Source organism: Chryseobacterium sp. BIGb0232, from assembly GCF_024810195.1.
In the GTDB taxonomy this organism is placed as follows: Bacteria; Bacteroidota; Bacteroidia; order Flavobacteriales; family Weeksellaceae; genus Chryseobacterium; species Chryseobacterium pennae.
This window is the reverse complement of record NZ_JANUEH010000001.1, coordinates 1,405,778-1,420,408: the sequence shown is the minus strand read 5'-3', so window position 1 is coordinate 1,420,408 and position 14,631 is coordinate 1,405,778. Positions and strand designations below refer to the sequence as shown.

The window sequence follows — 14,631 nt, the reverse complement described above, 5'->3', positions numbered from 1 at the left end:
ACTACATTTTTATACAATGTTCCGGGAGCATAGAAGGAAGTAGCTGAAGCCAGAATAAGCTCGCTTTTGGTAGCTCCGTTCTCCCATGTTGTTTTCGTGGTATACTGATATACTTCATTAGCCATATTGGCTTCGTATGAAAATCCTACAGGTTTACTGGCCCAGTCGTTACCAGGCTGAACCTGTTGCATGATTCTGTCCAAAGGTGATTTTTCCAATATCTTTTCCGAATAGATCTTTTCTGACCCATAAATCCCAGGTTGGGTTGCATTGGATAAAGGATTGGTAATAATGGCACCATTCTGAGTTCCTGATTGTGGGACAGGAAGATAGTCTTTTGTCTGTCTTCCAAACTGATCGTATTCTATATAGGTGACCACATCTCTTCCTAATGGGGAAGCTTTTACGTTCACTACCTGCTTAGGTCTACCCAAGCCATCAAAATACTGAACGGTCTGGTTTTGTTTAGCAGCAGGATCACTCTGGGTTTTCTCCTCCAGATAGGTTCTGGTATATACATAATTTTCACTGGCAGATCCGGCTAAACCGCTAGGAAGCTGAACCTGAGCTTTTATAGTACCCATCAAAAGAAGGGTAACTATTGAGATTATTATATTTTTCATCAGTGTTAGTTTATATGTTTTATTCTTTCTTTATGCTGATCATGAATGCAGTGTAGCTCATCTTCTATGCATTTACTTTTTAGAGGTAATAATTTCATTGCGGAAAATATTTTGAGGTTAGACATAGAACTCATTATTCAGCATAAAAAATGAAGGATAACTGATAAGGTATGATCGGCTCAAGACTATCATATTTTAAAAAGACCTGTCCTTTAGGATCTACATACACCGTCCATATAGAATTAGGATTTATTATTCCAATATCATATCTGAATGTTTTATAGACAGGAGCACATTCTAATTCAAGCTGCGCTATTTTTACTCCTTCCTTCCAAGGATAAGATAAATAATTGAAGGGGAGATCAATATTAACTTTTACTTTTCTATACCCTATTTTATTTATACTCAATCCGTTCCAGAATGAACTCAGATATATACACTGTGTGATATCACAGCTTTCGTATAAATTAGCCTCTTGTTGTCCACTTATGGTGAGATCCTGCTGAGCTTTACTATCTGCATCCTGCTGGCTAATGAATGAAACATATCTTCCAAACGGAACAATATATTCATAATCACCTCCTTCAGCTCCATTGGGACAATCATTTTTTGTAATATTCCTTTTTCTCTCATTACTGTAATAAATATCTTTTACAGGATCTACACTTGAATGGTTATATGTAAACTCTTTGATGATCTTTTGATTAGAGTCTTTAATTGCTTGTAGTCTGTGTAGGCTATCGTAGATATAATATTCTGTAATTCCTGTTGAAGGGGAAATGCTTTCCACCCCGATATTAGGAAAGTAAGTATAAGCAGTTACCTGATGTTCCGGCAATAATATTCTAATATCTTTTTGAGCATTGATGATAGAAGTGTTTATAGAAGTATTGTTTTCACAAAGATTGATCAGTTCTTCTATTTTGGAATCAAGTGCAGTATTGCTTACAATGCCTCCTTCAATTTTCAGAATAGGATATTTTCCATTATATGCATAATAGTAATAATGATAGGCTCCCCCCTTGGTATGTCCCATCATTATATTGCCGTATTTATCATATTTGTCAATCGTCAGTTCATTTTCTACAGGGCTTCCATTCGTTGACTTATTAAAGATTGTAGGAAAAATATTCTGAGTATTGGTAGCCGTTCCTTTACTATTAAATATTGGAACCTTTGTGTATTCTATTTCTGATTTGATAATAGAGACTGCATCTAATTTATTTTCTTTTGAAACTATGGTATACTGTCTTTTATTGGCAAGCTCATTGTACAAAGGAGTTGTTTTTTCAAAAGTATAGACATAAGTCTCTTCTTCTTTTCTGTTGTCAGGATAAGTTATAGCTTTTCTTTTAAGGAATTGGTCTCCAAAATTGTCTTTCTGGTCATACGCATAAGATTCTTTACTTTCAAGTACTTGTCCTCCTTCGTATGTCTTGGTAATTTTTTCTCTTAACGTAAAATCCGCATAAGGAATTTGATAGGCAGTACCGTTTATAATATTCCCTGATTGACAGGAGCCCTTACCTCCGAATTTAAATGCTTTGGCATATTGCACCGGACTAAATGTATAATTATATTTCTCCTCTTTTAGCAAAGCATTTGCTGAGCTATAATAAGATTTTAATGATAGTTTTCCTCTTTTAAATCCCATTTCGTTTTGAGGATCCATAATACTATATGCCTCTGCAATAGTGACCCCTTTTCTATTCGGATACTCCAGAGAGTTGGTGAATTGATTGATCGTATACCCTTTATCCTTTTCTTTTTCAACAACACTGCTGTATTCGATAAAGGAGCCAGAAAAATTAGAAAGTGGAATGATGGAGTTGATGCTGAAAGTCCATCCTGTATACAATTGCCCTGATGTGCTTCTTAAGCTCCAATTAGTAAAGGTATATAAATTCTTTTTGGCCAAAATCCCTGTAGAAACGCCTGAGTTTATTCCGTTAGTATATTGATATTCCACACTTTTAGCTTCCTTAAAAGTGGTGTCATAATCTGCTTTTCTCTTTATTCTTAATCCTCCTATATATCCGTTCTCAGGAACAATCTGAAAATCCGAATTTAATGCCTGAGAATACTGATGCGGCTCAAATTCAAAAAAACTGCTTCCCTTTGTTGGGTAAATAACCCTGTTTAAGGCACCATACTGAACTGTTGACCTGTTTGACTGCCTTGTTCTGGAGTGCATGTTGGGATCAAGGGTAAAATCTTTACCATTATAATACCCAAAATGATCGACCTGGGTAGATAAATATTTCGGTAACGCATCGAATTTTATATAGGAAAATTTGTAAGATTCCTTATCATTCAAATCAACGCTTTCCAGCTTAAGTCTTGTATCTGGAGAATCATCATAATTAAAACGGATCTGTTTAGAAAACTCTTTTCCGGCAATTGAGATATTATCAAGTTTTCTCCATTTAAGTCTGTTAAGAACAGTATTTATACTAAACTGATTACCGAACCCTTCGTCGGGGTAATTAGGTGTTACTCCATCCATTTCATAGAATAAATAGAAAAGTTTGCCAAGGACTTTTCTTTGGTAATCTGCTGTTGGAACAAGCTCTATATCATATGTATTTCGTAAAGTAGGTTCAGAAGCTAAATAATGAAGAGAATTACTCTCAGATGAGTTAAAGTTAAACGTAAGATTAGACTGCAATGCTGTTATTTTCTTTAAATAAGAAGGAACAATAAGATTTCCCGCAGCCCCCACCTGTCCCAGGTAAGTAGTAGAACCACAGCCGGGCTCCAGCCAACCCCCATTAGGTACTTTATAATTGGCTATTGAAAAATTATTATAAAATGCGGCCTGATAACCTCCTCTTTCATATTCCAATGCATATACTTCATTGTCGTATTTATCCAAAACCTTGGTTAGATACCATGCCGAAGAAAACATGATATAACTGGATTGATTAAAGAAGTCAGAGACGTTAAATTCAATCGAATTCATATTTCCTCCGAAAATATACTGGTTACCCACACTGTCGGTGAGTTTAATTTTACCAATGCTTTTTACTTGTGGATAATTTGAAGAAGCATAAGGGTAGCCAATAAAATCCAATCCTAAAGGCTTAATATTGTTATTAAGGTCAATCTCTACTTTGAGGTTACTATCCGATGCCACTTTCCATTCCCCATCTTCGCCCAGGAAAAATTTCCCACTCATTCCCATAAAATTGAACGTAAAAATATCAGGTTCAAGATCGGGAGCGTTAAAAGGTGATCCGGTAGCAAGATTTTTTAAATAGTTTCCATCTTGCCATAATGGTGTATTTAAAAGATCGTGAGTTAATATATAACCTCTTTGCGGGTATCCGGTGGCTAATTCACCTTCATATTCATCAAATTGCTGCCCCTTCATAGTACGGGTGATTACACCACCAGCATTTAATGACCAGTTTTGTCCTACCCATCCCGGATGGTCATTGACACGAACCCCGCCGGTGTCATAGCTCAGATTAATGTCTAGAGGAATATTACTATCATTTAAAGAATACACCGGTACATTAACGTCTGCTCTTCCTGTAGATAAATTCATGGGAATATCTCCATACTTCCCTAATGAAGCAGCATTGGGAGATTGAATATTTTTAGGTAACTCCAGGGTTTGCCCCCACACCATTATAGCCGACAATACCGTAGTCAGACTTATTATTTTCTTCATAATTAATGTTTTTTATTTTTTAATCAGCTTTGCATTCGCTGTTTTATTATTATCCGTTTTTATCGTCACCAAATACGCTCCCTGCACCAAAGCTTGGGTATTCATCTTAGTCACTCTGTTCTTTGTTTTGAAGTTCTGAAGCTGTCTTCCGCTCATATCATACAGCATAATATCAGCTTCCTTAAAGTCAAAGCCAATTTCTACATACGCATAATCGGATACCGGATTCGGATAAATTTTGATATCGTATTTTTCAATCAGATCATTAACCTGCTTATCACCCAGCTTTACAATTTTCCAGTTTTCTTTACCCAATTCCTTGGCACTGGTTCCTGCTAAAATAATAGAACCGTCTCTGTTGAGTTTCAAATCTGAAAGTCTTTCTTCTTTCTGTCTGGATTCTCCGCTTACATGCTTTCGCCACTGTTCATTTCCATTACCATCCAGGTAGATCATCCAGAACGTCTCATCATCTTTTTCTATTCTTCCTTCTGCCTGGGTATAACCGCCTAAAAGAATTCCTTTTGAGGCTTTATCATCCGCTGAATGAATCACACTCATTCCCATCAGGATATCACGGTTTTTGAAGTTGTAGGACTTTTGCCATTGTTCATCCCCTCTTTCATTAAGAGCAATCAGCCATAGGTCTGTTCCTTCTTCAATCCCTACGGTTTTATTTCCTGATCTTTCAGAACGGGATTCACCACCAATAATGTAGCCATTTGAAGTTAAAGACAGGGTTCTGATATGGTCATCTCCTTTACCACCAAAGTTCTTTTCCCATTCTACTTTTCCGTTTTTATCCAGCTTGATAATCCAGTAATCTCCTTCACCAAAGTTGCTGCTGGCTTTTGGCTTTTGGCGTCTGGCTGTTGAACTGACAGATCTTTCATCTGAAGATTGACTTTCAGGATTTCTTACCCCGAAATTCTTCACCTCGGAGCTTCTTGAATAAATTCCCAATAATGCTCCACCATCTTTTGTAGGAATCATTTTCTCTACTTCATCCAAACCTTTTCCACCTACTATCAATTGGGATCGTTCTTTTCCGTCTTTGTCGAGTCTGGTGATCCAGACATCTTTGGAGCCATACCCTTGGAAAGAGTTTTGTACATTCCCGGCTACAAAAAAGCCTAAATCTATACTTTGAATGACTGCTTTAGCTTCTTCATCGGAAGAGGTTCCTAATGTTTTCTGCCAGATTTCATCGCCAAATTCATTGATTCTGATCAGCCAGATATCTGAACCTCCTTTGGAATCTTCTTTCTTATCCAGTCCTTTTCCGGAGTATGAGGTTCCTGCTAAAAGAAATCCTCCCTCCTGAGTGCTAACTGTTGCAGATAAATAATCGTGATTGTTTCCTGAGAAATACTTTTCCCAGGCTTTTTCTCCTTGTTGGTTCAGTTTAACCAGATGGAAATCGTAGCCATTGTTCTGTTTACTTCCTGAAGTTTGCTGTTTGTCGCTTTGTATAGAGCTTCCTGTGATAAGATACTGCTGATCGATAGTGGTAGTGACCTGGCTAAGGAAATCCTGAGTAGAGGACTTGACATCTTTTTGCCAAAGAACATTCTGGGCAGATACGCCAAGAATTGTGCATACAGTACATGCACTGAGATAAATCTTTTTCATTCCTGTGTTGTTTTGAGTTTAATGATAGTTTTAATTTTGCAAATTTAACTTTTTTTAACAGTTTGCCTGTTTCATGATAAGGTGATTTAAGGTGATTTTTATCACAATTTAGTGGAGTTAATTTTTGTTTATTTTATCTGGAAATAAAAGTATTTATGCAGTGCGTCAAAGCATGGCGTATTAAATTTTGTTTTAATTTATTTGAAAATGATTGGAATAGAGATTAATCTGCCTTTTAAATCATAATACATCAAACTCTTTAAGCTGATTTCGTCCAGTTTTAAAGATAGCCTGACGTGTAGGTGCAACAATGATGAGTGTCTGCAGGCAACTTAAAATAAAAATGATTGGCACTATAGGTAGAGCCAATCATTTTAAATGTTGTTTTGAAAATATTAATCCTTCTTTTAGAATAGATTATTTAGCAGACCAATCTTTACTGTTATATCCGTTAACTCCTACGAATTTTATTTTTTCTATTTTCATATTCGAGAAAAATTGAGCAAAACTATTATTCCACATTCCATGATGTTGCAGCACCATACTTTTAATTTGAGGAGGAATTTCATCCTGGAAGGTAATTGTAATCCAGGGAATCTGATACTTATTATCTAATGCAGGTTTATCCATATTAGAGTCACAGAAAAATAATCTTAAGATATAATATTTTATACCGGTATCTGTTTTGCTGTCATATGATAAACCAATAATGTTTATATTTTTACTTAATAATTCGTTGTGGAATTGTGAAAAGTTTTGTCCGTAGAATTGTGTTTTATTCGAGGCAATAGTATTCAACTTAGGAACAACACCATTATAAAATGTAATATAATCATTTACTGATTGAGCTTTATACGTATGTATAAAACATATACTTATGAATAGTAAGCTTTTTAAAAATATAGATTTCATATTATTTTTTCTAAACCATTAAATTATGGACATTTTGATATTTTTATACCCTCTTTAACTCCACTGTATGGAATTGTTACCTGTGTTACTTCTGTATTTATCTTTTTAAGATTTCCATTCACATCTGCTTTAGCGACACTGATGCCAGCATTATATTTATCCAAAATATAAGCCATGGCGACAGCTTTATTATCATAAGCTTCTCCGGAAGTATTATCATACGTTCCTGATTGATGATATACAAATGCTTTATAGAACTCTATTCCCAATTGGCTGTCTTCTTTAAACGAATGATTTTGAGAATCATAATTTTGATCCTTAGGAAATTGATTAAGAAATTGTCGGGCTAAAGTAGCATTACTAATTACAAGAGCATATACTTCACTTGTTCCTTCATCAGAATTACCATACACAAAACGATATTTCAGGTTAGGGCTGCTAATGGCAAGAGAATTTATCATACCATACAAATCTCCTCCCGAAGGATTACCCCTTCCTCCTGAATGAGAATGGCCATCACCAATGTATGAGGTTGTTAATTGAGAAGTAGGAATTGCTCCACTATCCTCATTCTGCTCTACAGCTGATGTTACTTCATAATCTCCATTAGATTTCTCACCGATAGCAACTGCCCATTCATTGGAAGCTTGAATTTTCCCTTTTAAAACTGCATCCATTTTTTGCTTTATTTCACTGTTTTTTAGAATGGTATTGGCATCACTCATAGAGCTTTCTGCATTTTTGCATGGATTTTGGGAGTTTTCTTCCGGGCTTTCACTACCGCTACCGGTACCTCCATACAAATTGGCGCCACCACTCATTCCGCCACCAAAACCTCCAAAGCTTCCATAATCCATGTAAGGCTGATAAATAACATACGAAGGTCCGGGAATACTGTCATAAGCAGTAATTATAATTTCCTGTATAGCTTCTTCCTGTTCAGGTTCTTTTCTTGAAGTTGTTGAGGGTGAATTATAAAAGTTTTGAAACTTTGCTATAACAGCCTGTACTTCGGGCGCATCATTTTTTACTACTATAAAATTTACCCAGTCTCTTTGAGGATTCACCAACCCTATAAGTATGGCATTTACTTTACCGTCTTTTATGATAGGGTAGGCAATTCCTTTTGTGGTATCCCCATAGGTAAGACTTCTCAGATTAAAATAAATATCTCCCACTTCATTATGAAATCTCTCTGTATAAGAAGGGTTTTTACTCATAAACGATTGAATAATCTGTTTAAAAGGTTCATGATAACTTACATAGCCGGAGTTACTTTTTTGTGTGATTTTTTGAGAAGGTAAACTGCTCTCAAATCGACTGAAAGCTTCAATCCTCTCTCTTTCAGTTCTTTTTTCTTCTTGTGTTACTTCATCCGTCCTACAAGAGTTGAAAAAGAATAAAACTGTTACTACTAAAAGTAACCGCAAAATAAATTTCCTGTTCATCGGTTCTCTATAATTTTTTTAGGGTGGCTAAAGTAAAAATAATTTTTATTTCACGAAATATAGATTTTATCATGTTCTGAATTGTCTTTATACAAAGGTTTTTCCGGGATACGACAAATCATGTCATATTATAATTTAATTTGTTTTTACCTCTTCATTAAAATTTTATTTTGAATAGGAGATTATCTTTCTGTGGAATCTGATGATAGGAATCTTTTGAATTTAAAACTGGAACGATATCATTAGCTTGACAGTTTGTTAATTAGATATGGTAGAAAGTGAATCTAATGCTTGATTGCTTTGAGTGAAAATAAAAAAGCCTTGTAAATCAAATGATTAACAAGGCTTTTTGTAGACCCACAGGATATAACATCTTGCATTTGTTTATTTCTTGCTGAATGAATTTGATTGCTTTTATTGTTGATTAATAAGTGGTTAAATTTGATTGTATGTAAATGAATTCAAATAAATTCAAAATTTACAGTGACCAAAATAGTGACCAAAATTGAAATGTTCGTATATTTGTTATGCGAATATTTTATTTTATGGCACAATACAACAACGAAACAGGAAGTGTAAATTTCAGGCTGAAAGAACCAAAGACGGAAATCTCCCGAATAATGGGTAGGTATTCATTTAAAGGTTTACAGACGGATTTTTCAACGGGATTAAAAGTTTCTCCGAGCAGTTGGGACAGTGATACTAAAACAGCTACTTCGGGAACAGATAAAAGAGAAATTAACCAAAAGCTGAACAGGTTCAAAACTTCAATTGTAGATGCTCACAAAAATTTTAATGAGCATTACAATCGTATGCCGACAAAAGAAGAACTGAAAACCATTGTTTGCAATGCAGTTGAGGGAAAGGAACTCAACACCGTGCAAAAGAACAAGAAATCTTTTGATGATGTATTCCAGGAGTTCATGAAAGTGATTGAACTTAAAATTAAACGTGCTATTGTATCAGGTCAAAAACCACTGCATAAAAGTTATGTATCATCTTTTAATGTGATGTACCGTGATTTAAAAGATTTTGCTACTGATAATAATATCTTTTTGGACATTGATAAATTTGATGAAGTACAATGTTTAGAATTCCAGAACTGGCTTTTAGGTAGTGAGAGAGTAGGAGAGTTGAGTACACTCAGAACCCGAATCAAAAGACTATCTGCGATACTTAAACGAGCATTTGAAAAAGGGTATACTGAGAATAGGAGCTATATGCAGGATGAATTTAGCGTTAAAGTTCCTCCAAGCTTCCATACAGTGCTGACAGAACCCGAAATCAAAATATTGTATGAACATGATTTCTCTGATTCACCTAGATTAGAAAGAGTTCGAGATTTATTCGTTCTCGGTTGTCATAGTTCACTAAGGTTTGGAGATATTACAAGAATCGAAAATGGGCATATTGAACTTAGCTCAGGAAATATCAGTATTTTGTTAAATAAAGGTTCTCAAGTTGATAAATATAAAACCGTGAATTTTCCAATTTACGGATATGCAGGAGAAATATTGAATAAATACGATAATGATATAAAAAGTATTGCAATATCTAATCAAAACACTAATGAGTATCTGAAAGAATTGTTTAAGGTTGTACCTTATTTTAATGAAAAGATAATCACCCGTGAACGTCCTACTAATGATGGAGTGGTATTTGAAACAATCAATTTTGCAGATAAGGTAGCATTTCACGATTCTAGAAGAAGTTTTTGTACCAATCGTTACATTGAGGGGTGGGACTTATTGGAAATATGGCAGTATACAGGACATACGGACGAATCTGTTTTTAAAACCTATTTCAAGCCGACTTTTGAGCACGAACAGGTAAGAAAGGAAAGCATCATAGCAAGAAATGAAAAACTTCAGAAGGTCGACTTGCAGACTAAAGAGATTGAAGGATTGAAAGCCCAAATGCAAAAAATACAGGAACTTATTGAGAGTGGAGATATTGAACAATTGGGGGAAATTATAAATTTGAAAAATATTAGTTAACGATGAGAGATTATACAGAATTTAAATATCACAAGCATTTTTTTGAATCCGAAAGATTGTTAAACAATTTGATTATTCAAATGTTTTCAGAATTTTCATGGAGATATTATAAATGCAGTGATGTCGCATTACTGGATAATGAATTTTTGGATGTTGCTAATTCAGTTTTTCTCGACATAAGTGAAGAAGAATACAAATCAGAAAAATCGAGTAAATACCAAACTTTGAATTATGAGATTCAAGGTGAAATTATTCAATCTAAAAACTTTTTCCTTAAGGTTAGTAGTTTTATGGAATATCTTTTTGTAGAATTCCAACATTCTACCCATAATGTTTATAAGGAAACAGAAAGTCGAAATAAAGATTATGTCTTTAAAAACCTTCTTAAAGCCATTGAAGAATCAACAGATTATTATAATAGTCTATTGAATAATTTTAATATCAATAAACTTCAAAGAATAATTATCCAAAATCTTATTGAAGAAAATCAAAGAAAACTAGAATTAGTTAAAAGAGAGTTTTCTGATTTAGTTCCGTATGTTCATAATTATTTTACAACAAGTCTCTCCACACAAAAAGCCAATATAAAGTTAGAACAACAACAGCAACAAAATTTTCACAACATTTTTATTTCTAAAGATGCGGAGATTTGGTTTATTCATGCAATGGGGCAGCTCAATTGGCTCAATCAATTTGATGAAAGAGGCTTTCAAGCTAAGGTTCTTTCTTTCTTTGATGTAGATGAGTGTAGAAAGAATATCTTCAAGAGAACTGTCTACAAGAAAGATTTTGTTGGTTTTTTAAATCTGTATTATGAAAAGGAAGTTATTAAACCTGCGAAAAATTACTCCAAATCTGATAATGCTCAAATTGATTTAAAAAGGCATATTTCAGCATTCCCTTTCCCCATCTAATAAAAATCTAACAAACTCGAATTTTATCCATATAACCATTTTTTTTCCTTTGTACTATAATTTAAACAAGGAATAATATGGATTATTTTAAAGATTTTTTTAGAAAAATTGAGGATTTAATTAATGATAAATTAAATCAATTTGAAAGTAAACTGGCAGAACTGTATAAGCCAGAGGGCAAAGAAATAATGACGAGAGCAGAAACAGCGGAGTATTTCGGGGTTTCACTTGGGACATTAAACAATTGGGCAAAAAGCGGGATATTGGTTCCTATCGACTTTGGCGGTAGGGTCTACTATACTCGCAATGAAATTCAAGCAAAATTAAGATTGGCTTCTTAACAATCTTTTCCTGTTGTACGCATGTGGTTTGATTACGTATAAGAACCTACTGTACACAAACATCCTTTTTCATCTCCAAAAATTTTAACAACTCAAGGTTTAGCCATAGTAAGGAGCTATGGAGAGCTATTGCTATGCCTGATTTTCAACAAAAACGAACAAATATGCAACAATATAAAAGCAAAAAATCAAACCGTAAAATCAATGCATCAGCCTTTTATCATGAAGGTTATCAATGGAAGGTAGTGTTACCTACAATCATATTTAATTATCTTCAGGAAAAAGTTCGGGAGCAACAACCGTTTAAAGAGTTCAAAATGAATAATGCCCTGTACTTCCTGAGTTTAGTTATAAGTATTCCTGCGTATCAAAAAGACAAAACATATCTCTGGGGTTATATACCTATGGATTCCCAAAGATTGAAAAAGAAAGATTCCAATTACAGTAAGTATTTTGAGTACTTTTCACAGATTGGTCTTTTGCAGGGTAAAGGTTACTCAAAAGGTCGTACCTGTAAACGTTACCGATACAATTATGAAAACATCAATCTTGAAGGTGTAGAATGTCTGGATTTTTCAATCTTTGAAATGACGGATAAATTTTTGACTAAAAATCTTTTTAAAGAAGTTGTTGACAATGATGCAATTTTATCTTGCTCACACTTGTCTAAATGGTTTGATGATGGGCTGTTTCTTGACTTTGACCACTTGAATGATGATTTATCGTCTGAGTTCTGTTACAATAAGTACAGTTTGAGCTACACCAGATTGAATCCGATAATGGCTAAGGCACATAACTATTGGTTTACAGCACTAATGCTGAAAGAACAATGTTACCGTATTTCCCGCAATCCAGATTCGGATAACAGACTGCATACGAACCTAACCAATATGCCGTCTAAATTCCGCCCATATCTAACTTATTACGGCGAAAACATTCAAAGTTTGGATATTAAGAACTCACAACCCTATTTTATGGTTTTGGTATTAGAGAGTTTGAGTAATAGTAAGATTATAGAAATTATGAATAGAGTGTTTGGAAGTGATAATATAGGTACTATGTTGCAGAAATTACAAGAAACTACTTCTAGTGAGGCATTTCAACAAGAATTTGCTCCGTTGAAAAAAGCTGTGTTGACAGGCAAATTTTATGAGTTTTTGATGCCACTCTTTCCAGATATTAAATCTGATTATGATGGTGTGTTTAGAAAATCATTTTATGATTCTGATATAGGTAAAGCAAAAGTATATGAGTTTGAAAATAAACGAGATATGATGAAAAAGCTCACATTGCAGATTCTTTACACTCCACTCAAAAAACCGTCAAAAGAATATCTGATATTTAAACAACATTTTCCTTTGTTATGTGAATGTATCGAGATTTTTAAAACAACTTCCGATGATAAAAATTCATTCAAACTGTTCCCCAAACTTTTGCAACAGGTTGAATCTGATTGTGTAATTGATACTATTACTAAACAGATTGCAGAGATAAATCCTGAAATGCCACTTTGGACGATACATGATTCTTTTTGTACTACACAAAGTTGGTTTCCTGTTTTGGAATCTATGGTGCAGGAGCTGTTTTTGACCTATGCTAATGGTATTTTACCGAGTTTTAAACCCGAGTTATGGTGTAATACTGATGAGTGCCTAAAGGTAGCCTAAAATAGTAATGATTGGCTTTATCCTTATATTGAGGTAAAGCCAATCATTTATATTGTGTCTTCAGAATTGATTTATTTGTTTGATTTTTTATAAAGAGTAGAATCTATGAAATGTTAAGAGTATCTAATCTACTATAAATTGAACAATTAAATCATCCCAATCACCATCTGTACTCCAATAATCTTCACATTCGACCTTGATTACAATATTATCAGGATTATGATAATACCTTACTCTTGCTTTTGATGGTTTCCATCCGTCAGCAGGTCTTTGATTCCAGTAACCTGCACATTCAATTTTATAAATTGTTGGTACTGAAATAGGATTAAATACCTGATAGCTTGACTGCTCTCCGCCTTCATACTCACCAAGAAATGACCAATTATTAATCTCAGTATAAAGTCTTCTGAACACTTTATATCTTTGTTGTGCACTTGCATCTCTAAAAGATTGCATTCTAACAGTTTTGTTAGAGTCAATTTGAAATTCTACTGTTTCCATGATTATTGTTTTTATTGGTTATTTTACTACATAATATATTTAGCTTTACATACTTAAATTTATAAAAAATATATATTGGAACAGATGATTTTTTACTTTTTTTGAAATGAAATGGTCAGACTTATAGTGTAATAAAGATATAGTACCTAAAAATGACTTAAAATAGCAATAATTAGGTTTAGGTGGAACTAATCATTTTAGTAGGAAATTTTTCTTTTTTTAATAAATAAGCAAGATTATGGTTTTCCGTAAGGATGTATACAAATATACATATATATTTATATCCAAATATATATATAACTACTACCTGTTGTATTTGTAAGTGTTTGGATAGTAAATGTTTGTTAAGTAGTTTGTAAATAAATTGCATACAAATTATTTGCAAATTATTTGCAATTTGTGAGTAGGATTGAACAATTGTTCGTACATTTACGCAAATAAAAGCACACATATTTGCACAAGTCTTTATACAAAGGTGCATAATGCATAAAAAAATACTCCTTGTATGTACAAGGAGCATAGATAAAAAAGTTGGCTATTTTATTTCTACTGTGAAAACAAATACGCCTCCTTTTGGATGGTAAATTACTTTACCATTCTTTCTGATAGACTTGGTAAACACTTTTTTGTAAGTTTTACCATCTTTTTCAAAAATTTCCATTGACTCGGATTTTTGAAGTTAAACAGAATGACCAAACAGCTCAGGTTGCACCCTGAGTTGTTTTGTTTACATACATAGTGTTTCCACCCGTGTAACAGGTATGAACAATGTTACCGTAACGTTCTTACACAAAGATAGAATAAAAAAAAGGTAGTAACAACAAAGTGTTAGTAATTATCTATTAAAGTTAGTTTTTTTCCACATTTTTTGCGGAATTGGAAATTTTATTGTATAGGGTTCCAACAATCTTATTTATGAC

General features: G+C 33.7%; 11 protein-coding genes. 4 read left to right on the top strand and 7 right to left on the bottom strand.

What is annotated here, in order from left to right; all coding sequences use genetic code 11:
* The 5 genes from M2372_RS06210 to M2372_RS06190 all read right to left on the bottom strand — a co-directional run.
* Positions 1–623: DUF6443 domain-containing protein (locus M2372_RS06210; protein ID WP_228455614.1), on the bottom strand; the 623-nt coding region annotated here is incomplete at its 3' end.
* 133 nt (positions 624–756) lie between these two features.
* Positions 757–4,299 carry a DUF5977 domain-containing protein gene (locus M2372_RS06205; protein ID WP_148060695.1) on the bottom strand — a complete coding sequence of 1,181 codons (3,543 nt, stop codon included), beginning with the start codon at positions 4,297–4,299 and terminating at the stop codon, positions 757–759.
* 12 nt (positions 4,300–4,311) lie between these two features.
* Positions 4,312–5,931, bottom strand: coding sequence for a T9SS type A sorting domain-containing protein (locus M2372_RS06200; RefSeq protein ID WP_123317945.1), 1,620 nt, complete (start codon positions 5,929–5,931; stop codon positions 4,312–4,314).
* Between the two features lie 417 nt (positions 5,932–6,348).
* Positions 6,349–6,843 carry a hypothetical protein gene (locus M2372_RS06195; RefSeq protein WP_115973977.1) on the bottom strand — a complete coding sequence of 165 codons (495 nt, stop codon included), beginning with the start codon at positions 6,841–6,843 and terminating at the stop codon, positions 6,349–6,351.
* Positions 6,844–6,866: 23 nt separating this feature from the next.
* On the bottom strand, positions 6,867–8,291 hold the full coding sequence (locus M2372_RS06190) for a hypothetical protein (RefSeq protein ID WP_123317946.1): 1,425 nt from the start codon (positions 8,289–8,291) through the stop codon (positions 6,867–6,869).
* 545 nt (positions 8,292–8,836) lie between these two features.
* On the opposite strand from M2372_RS06190, the gene M2372_RS06185 reads away from it, so the two are divergent.
* From M2372_RS06185 to M2372_RS06170, 4 genes are all read left to right on the top strand, one after another.
* Positions 8,837–10,288: a phage integrase SAM-like domain-containing protein gene (locus M2372_RS06185; RefSeq protein ID WP_185018677.1), complete on the top strand. Its 1,452-nt coding sequence runs from the start codon at positions 8,837–8,839 to the stop codon at positions 10,286–10,288.
* Between the two features lie 2 nt (positions 10,289–10,290).
* Positions 10,291–11,202 (top strand): hypothetical protein, encoded by a 912-nt coding sequence (locus M2372_RS06180; protein WP_123317948.1) that lies wholly within the window; start codon positions 10,291–10,293, stop codon positions 11,200–11,202.
* 77 nt (positions 11,203–11,279) lie between these two features.
* The gene (locus tag M2372_RS06175) at positions 11,280–11,543 is read left to right on the top strand and encodes a helix-turn-helix domain-containing protein (protein ID WP_123317949.1); all 264 of its coding nucleotides are present in this window, start codon (positions 11,280–11,282) and stop codon (positions 11,541–11,543) included.
* Between the two features lie 164 nt (positions 11,544–11,707).
* Positions 11,708–13,210, top strand: a complete 1,503-nt coding sequence (locus M2372_RS06170) for a hypothetical protein (protein WP_123317950.1) — start codon at positions 11,708–11,710, stop codon at positions 13,208–13,210.
* 123 nt (positions 13,211–13,333) lie between these two features.
* Here M2372_RS06170 and M2372_RS06165 read toward each other — a convergent pair whose 3' ends face one another.
* Positions 13,334–13,666 (bottom strand): hypothetical protein, encoded by a 333-nt coding sequence (locus M2372_RS06165; protein ID WP_148060696.1) that lies wholly within the window; start codon positions 13,664–13,666, stop codon positions 13,334–13,336.
* Positions 13,667–14,246: 580 nt separating this feature from the next.
* The gene (locus M2372_RS06160; RefSeq protein WP_259080649.1) at positions 14,247–14,372 is read right to left on the bottom strand and encodes a hypothetical protein; all 126 of its coding nucleotides are present in this window, start codon (positions 14,370–14,372) and stop codon (positions 14,247–14,249) included.
* Positions 14,373–14,631 lie beyond the last annotated feature (259 nt).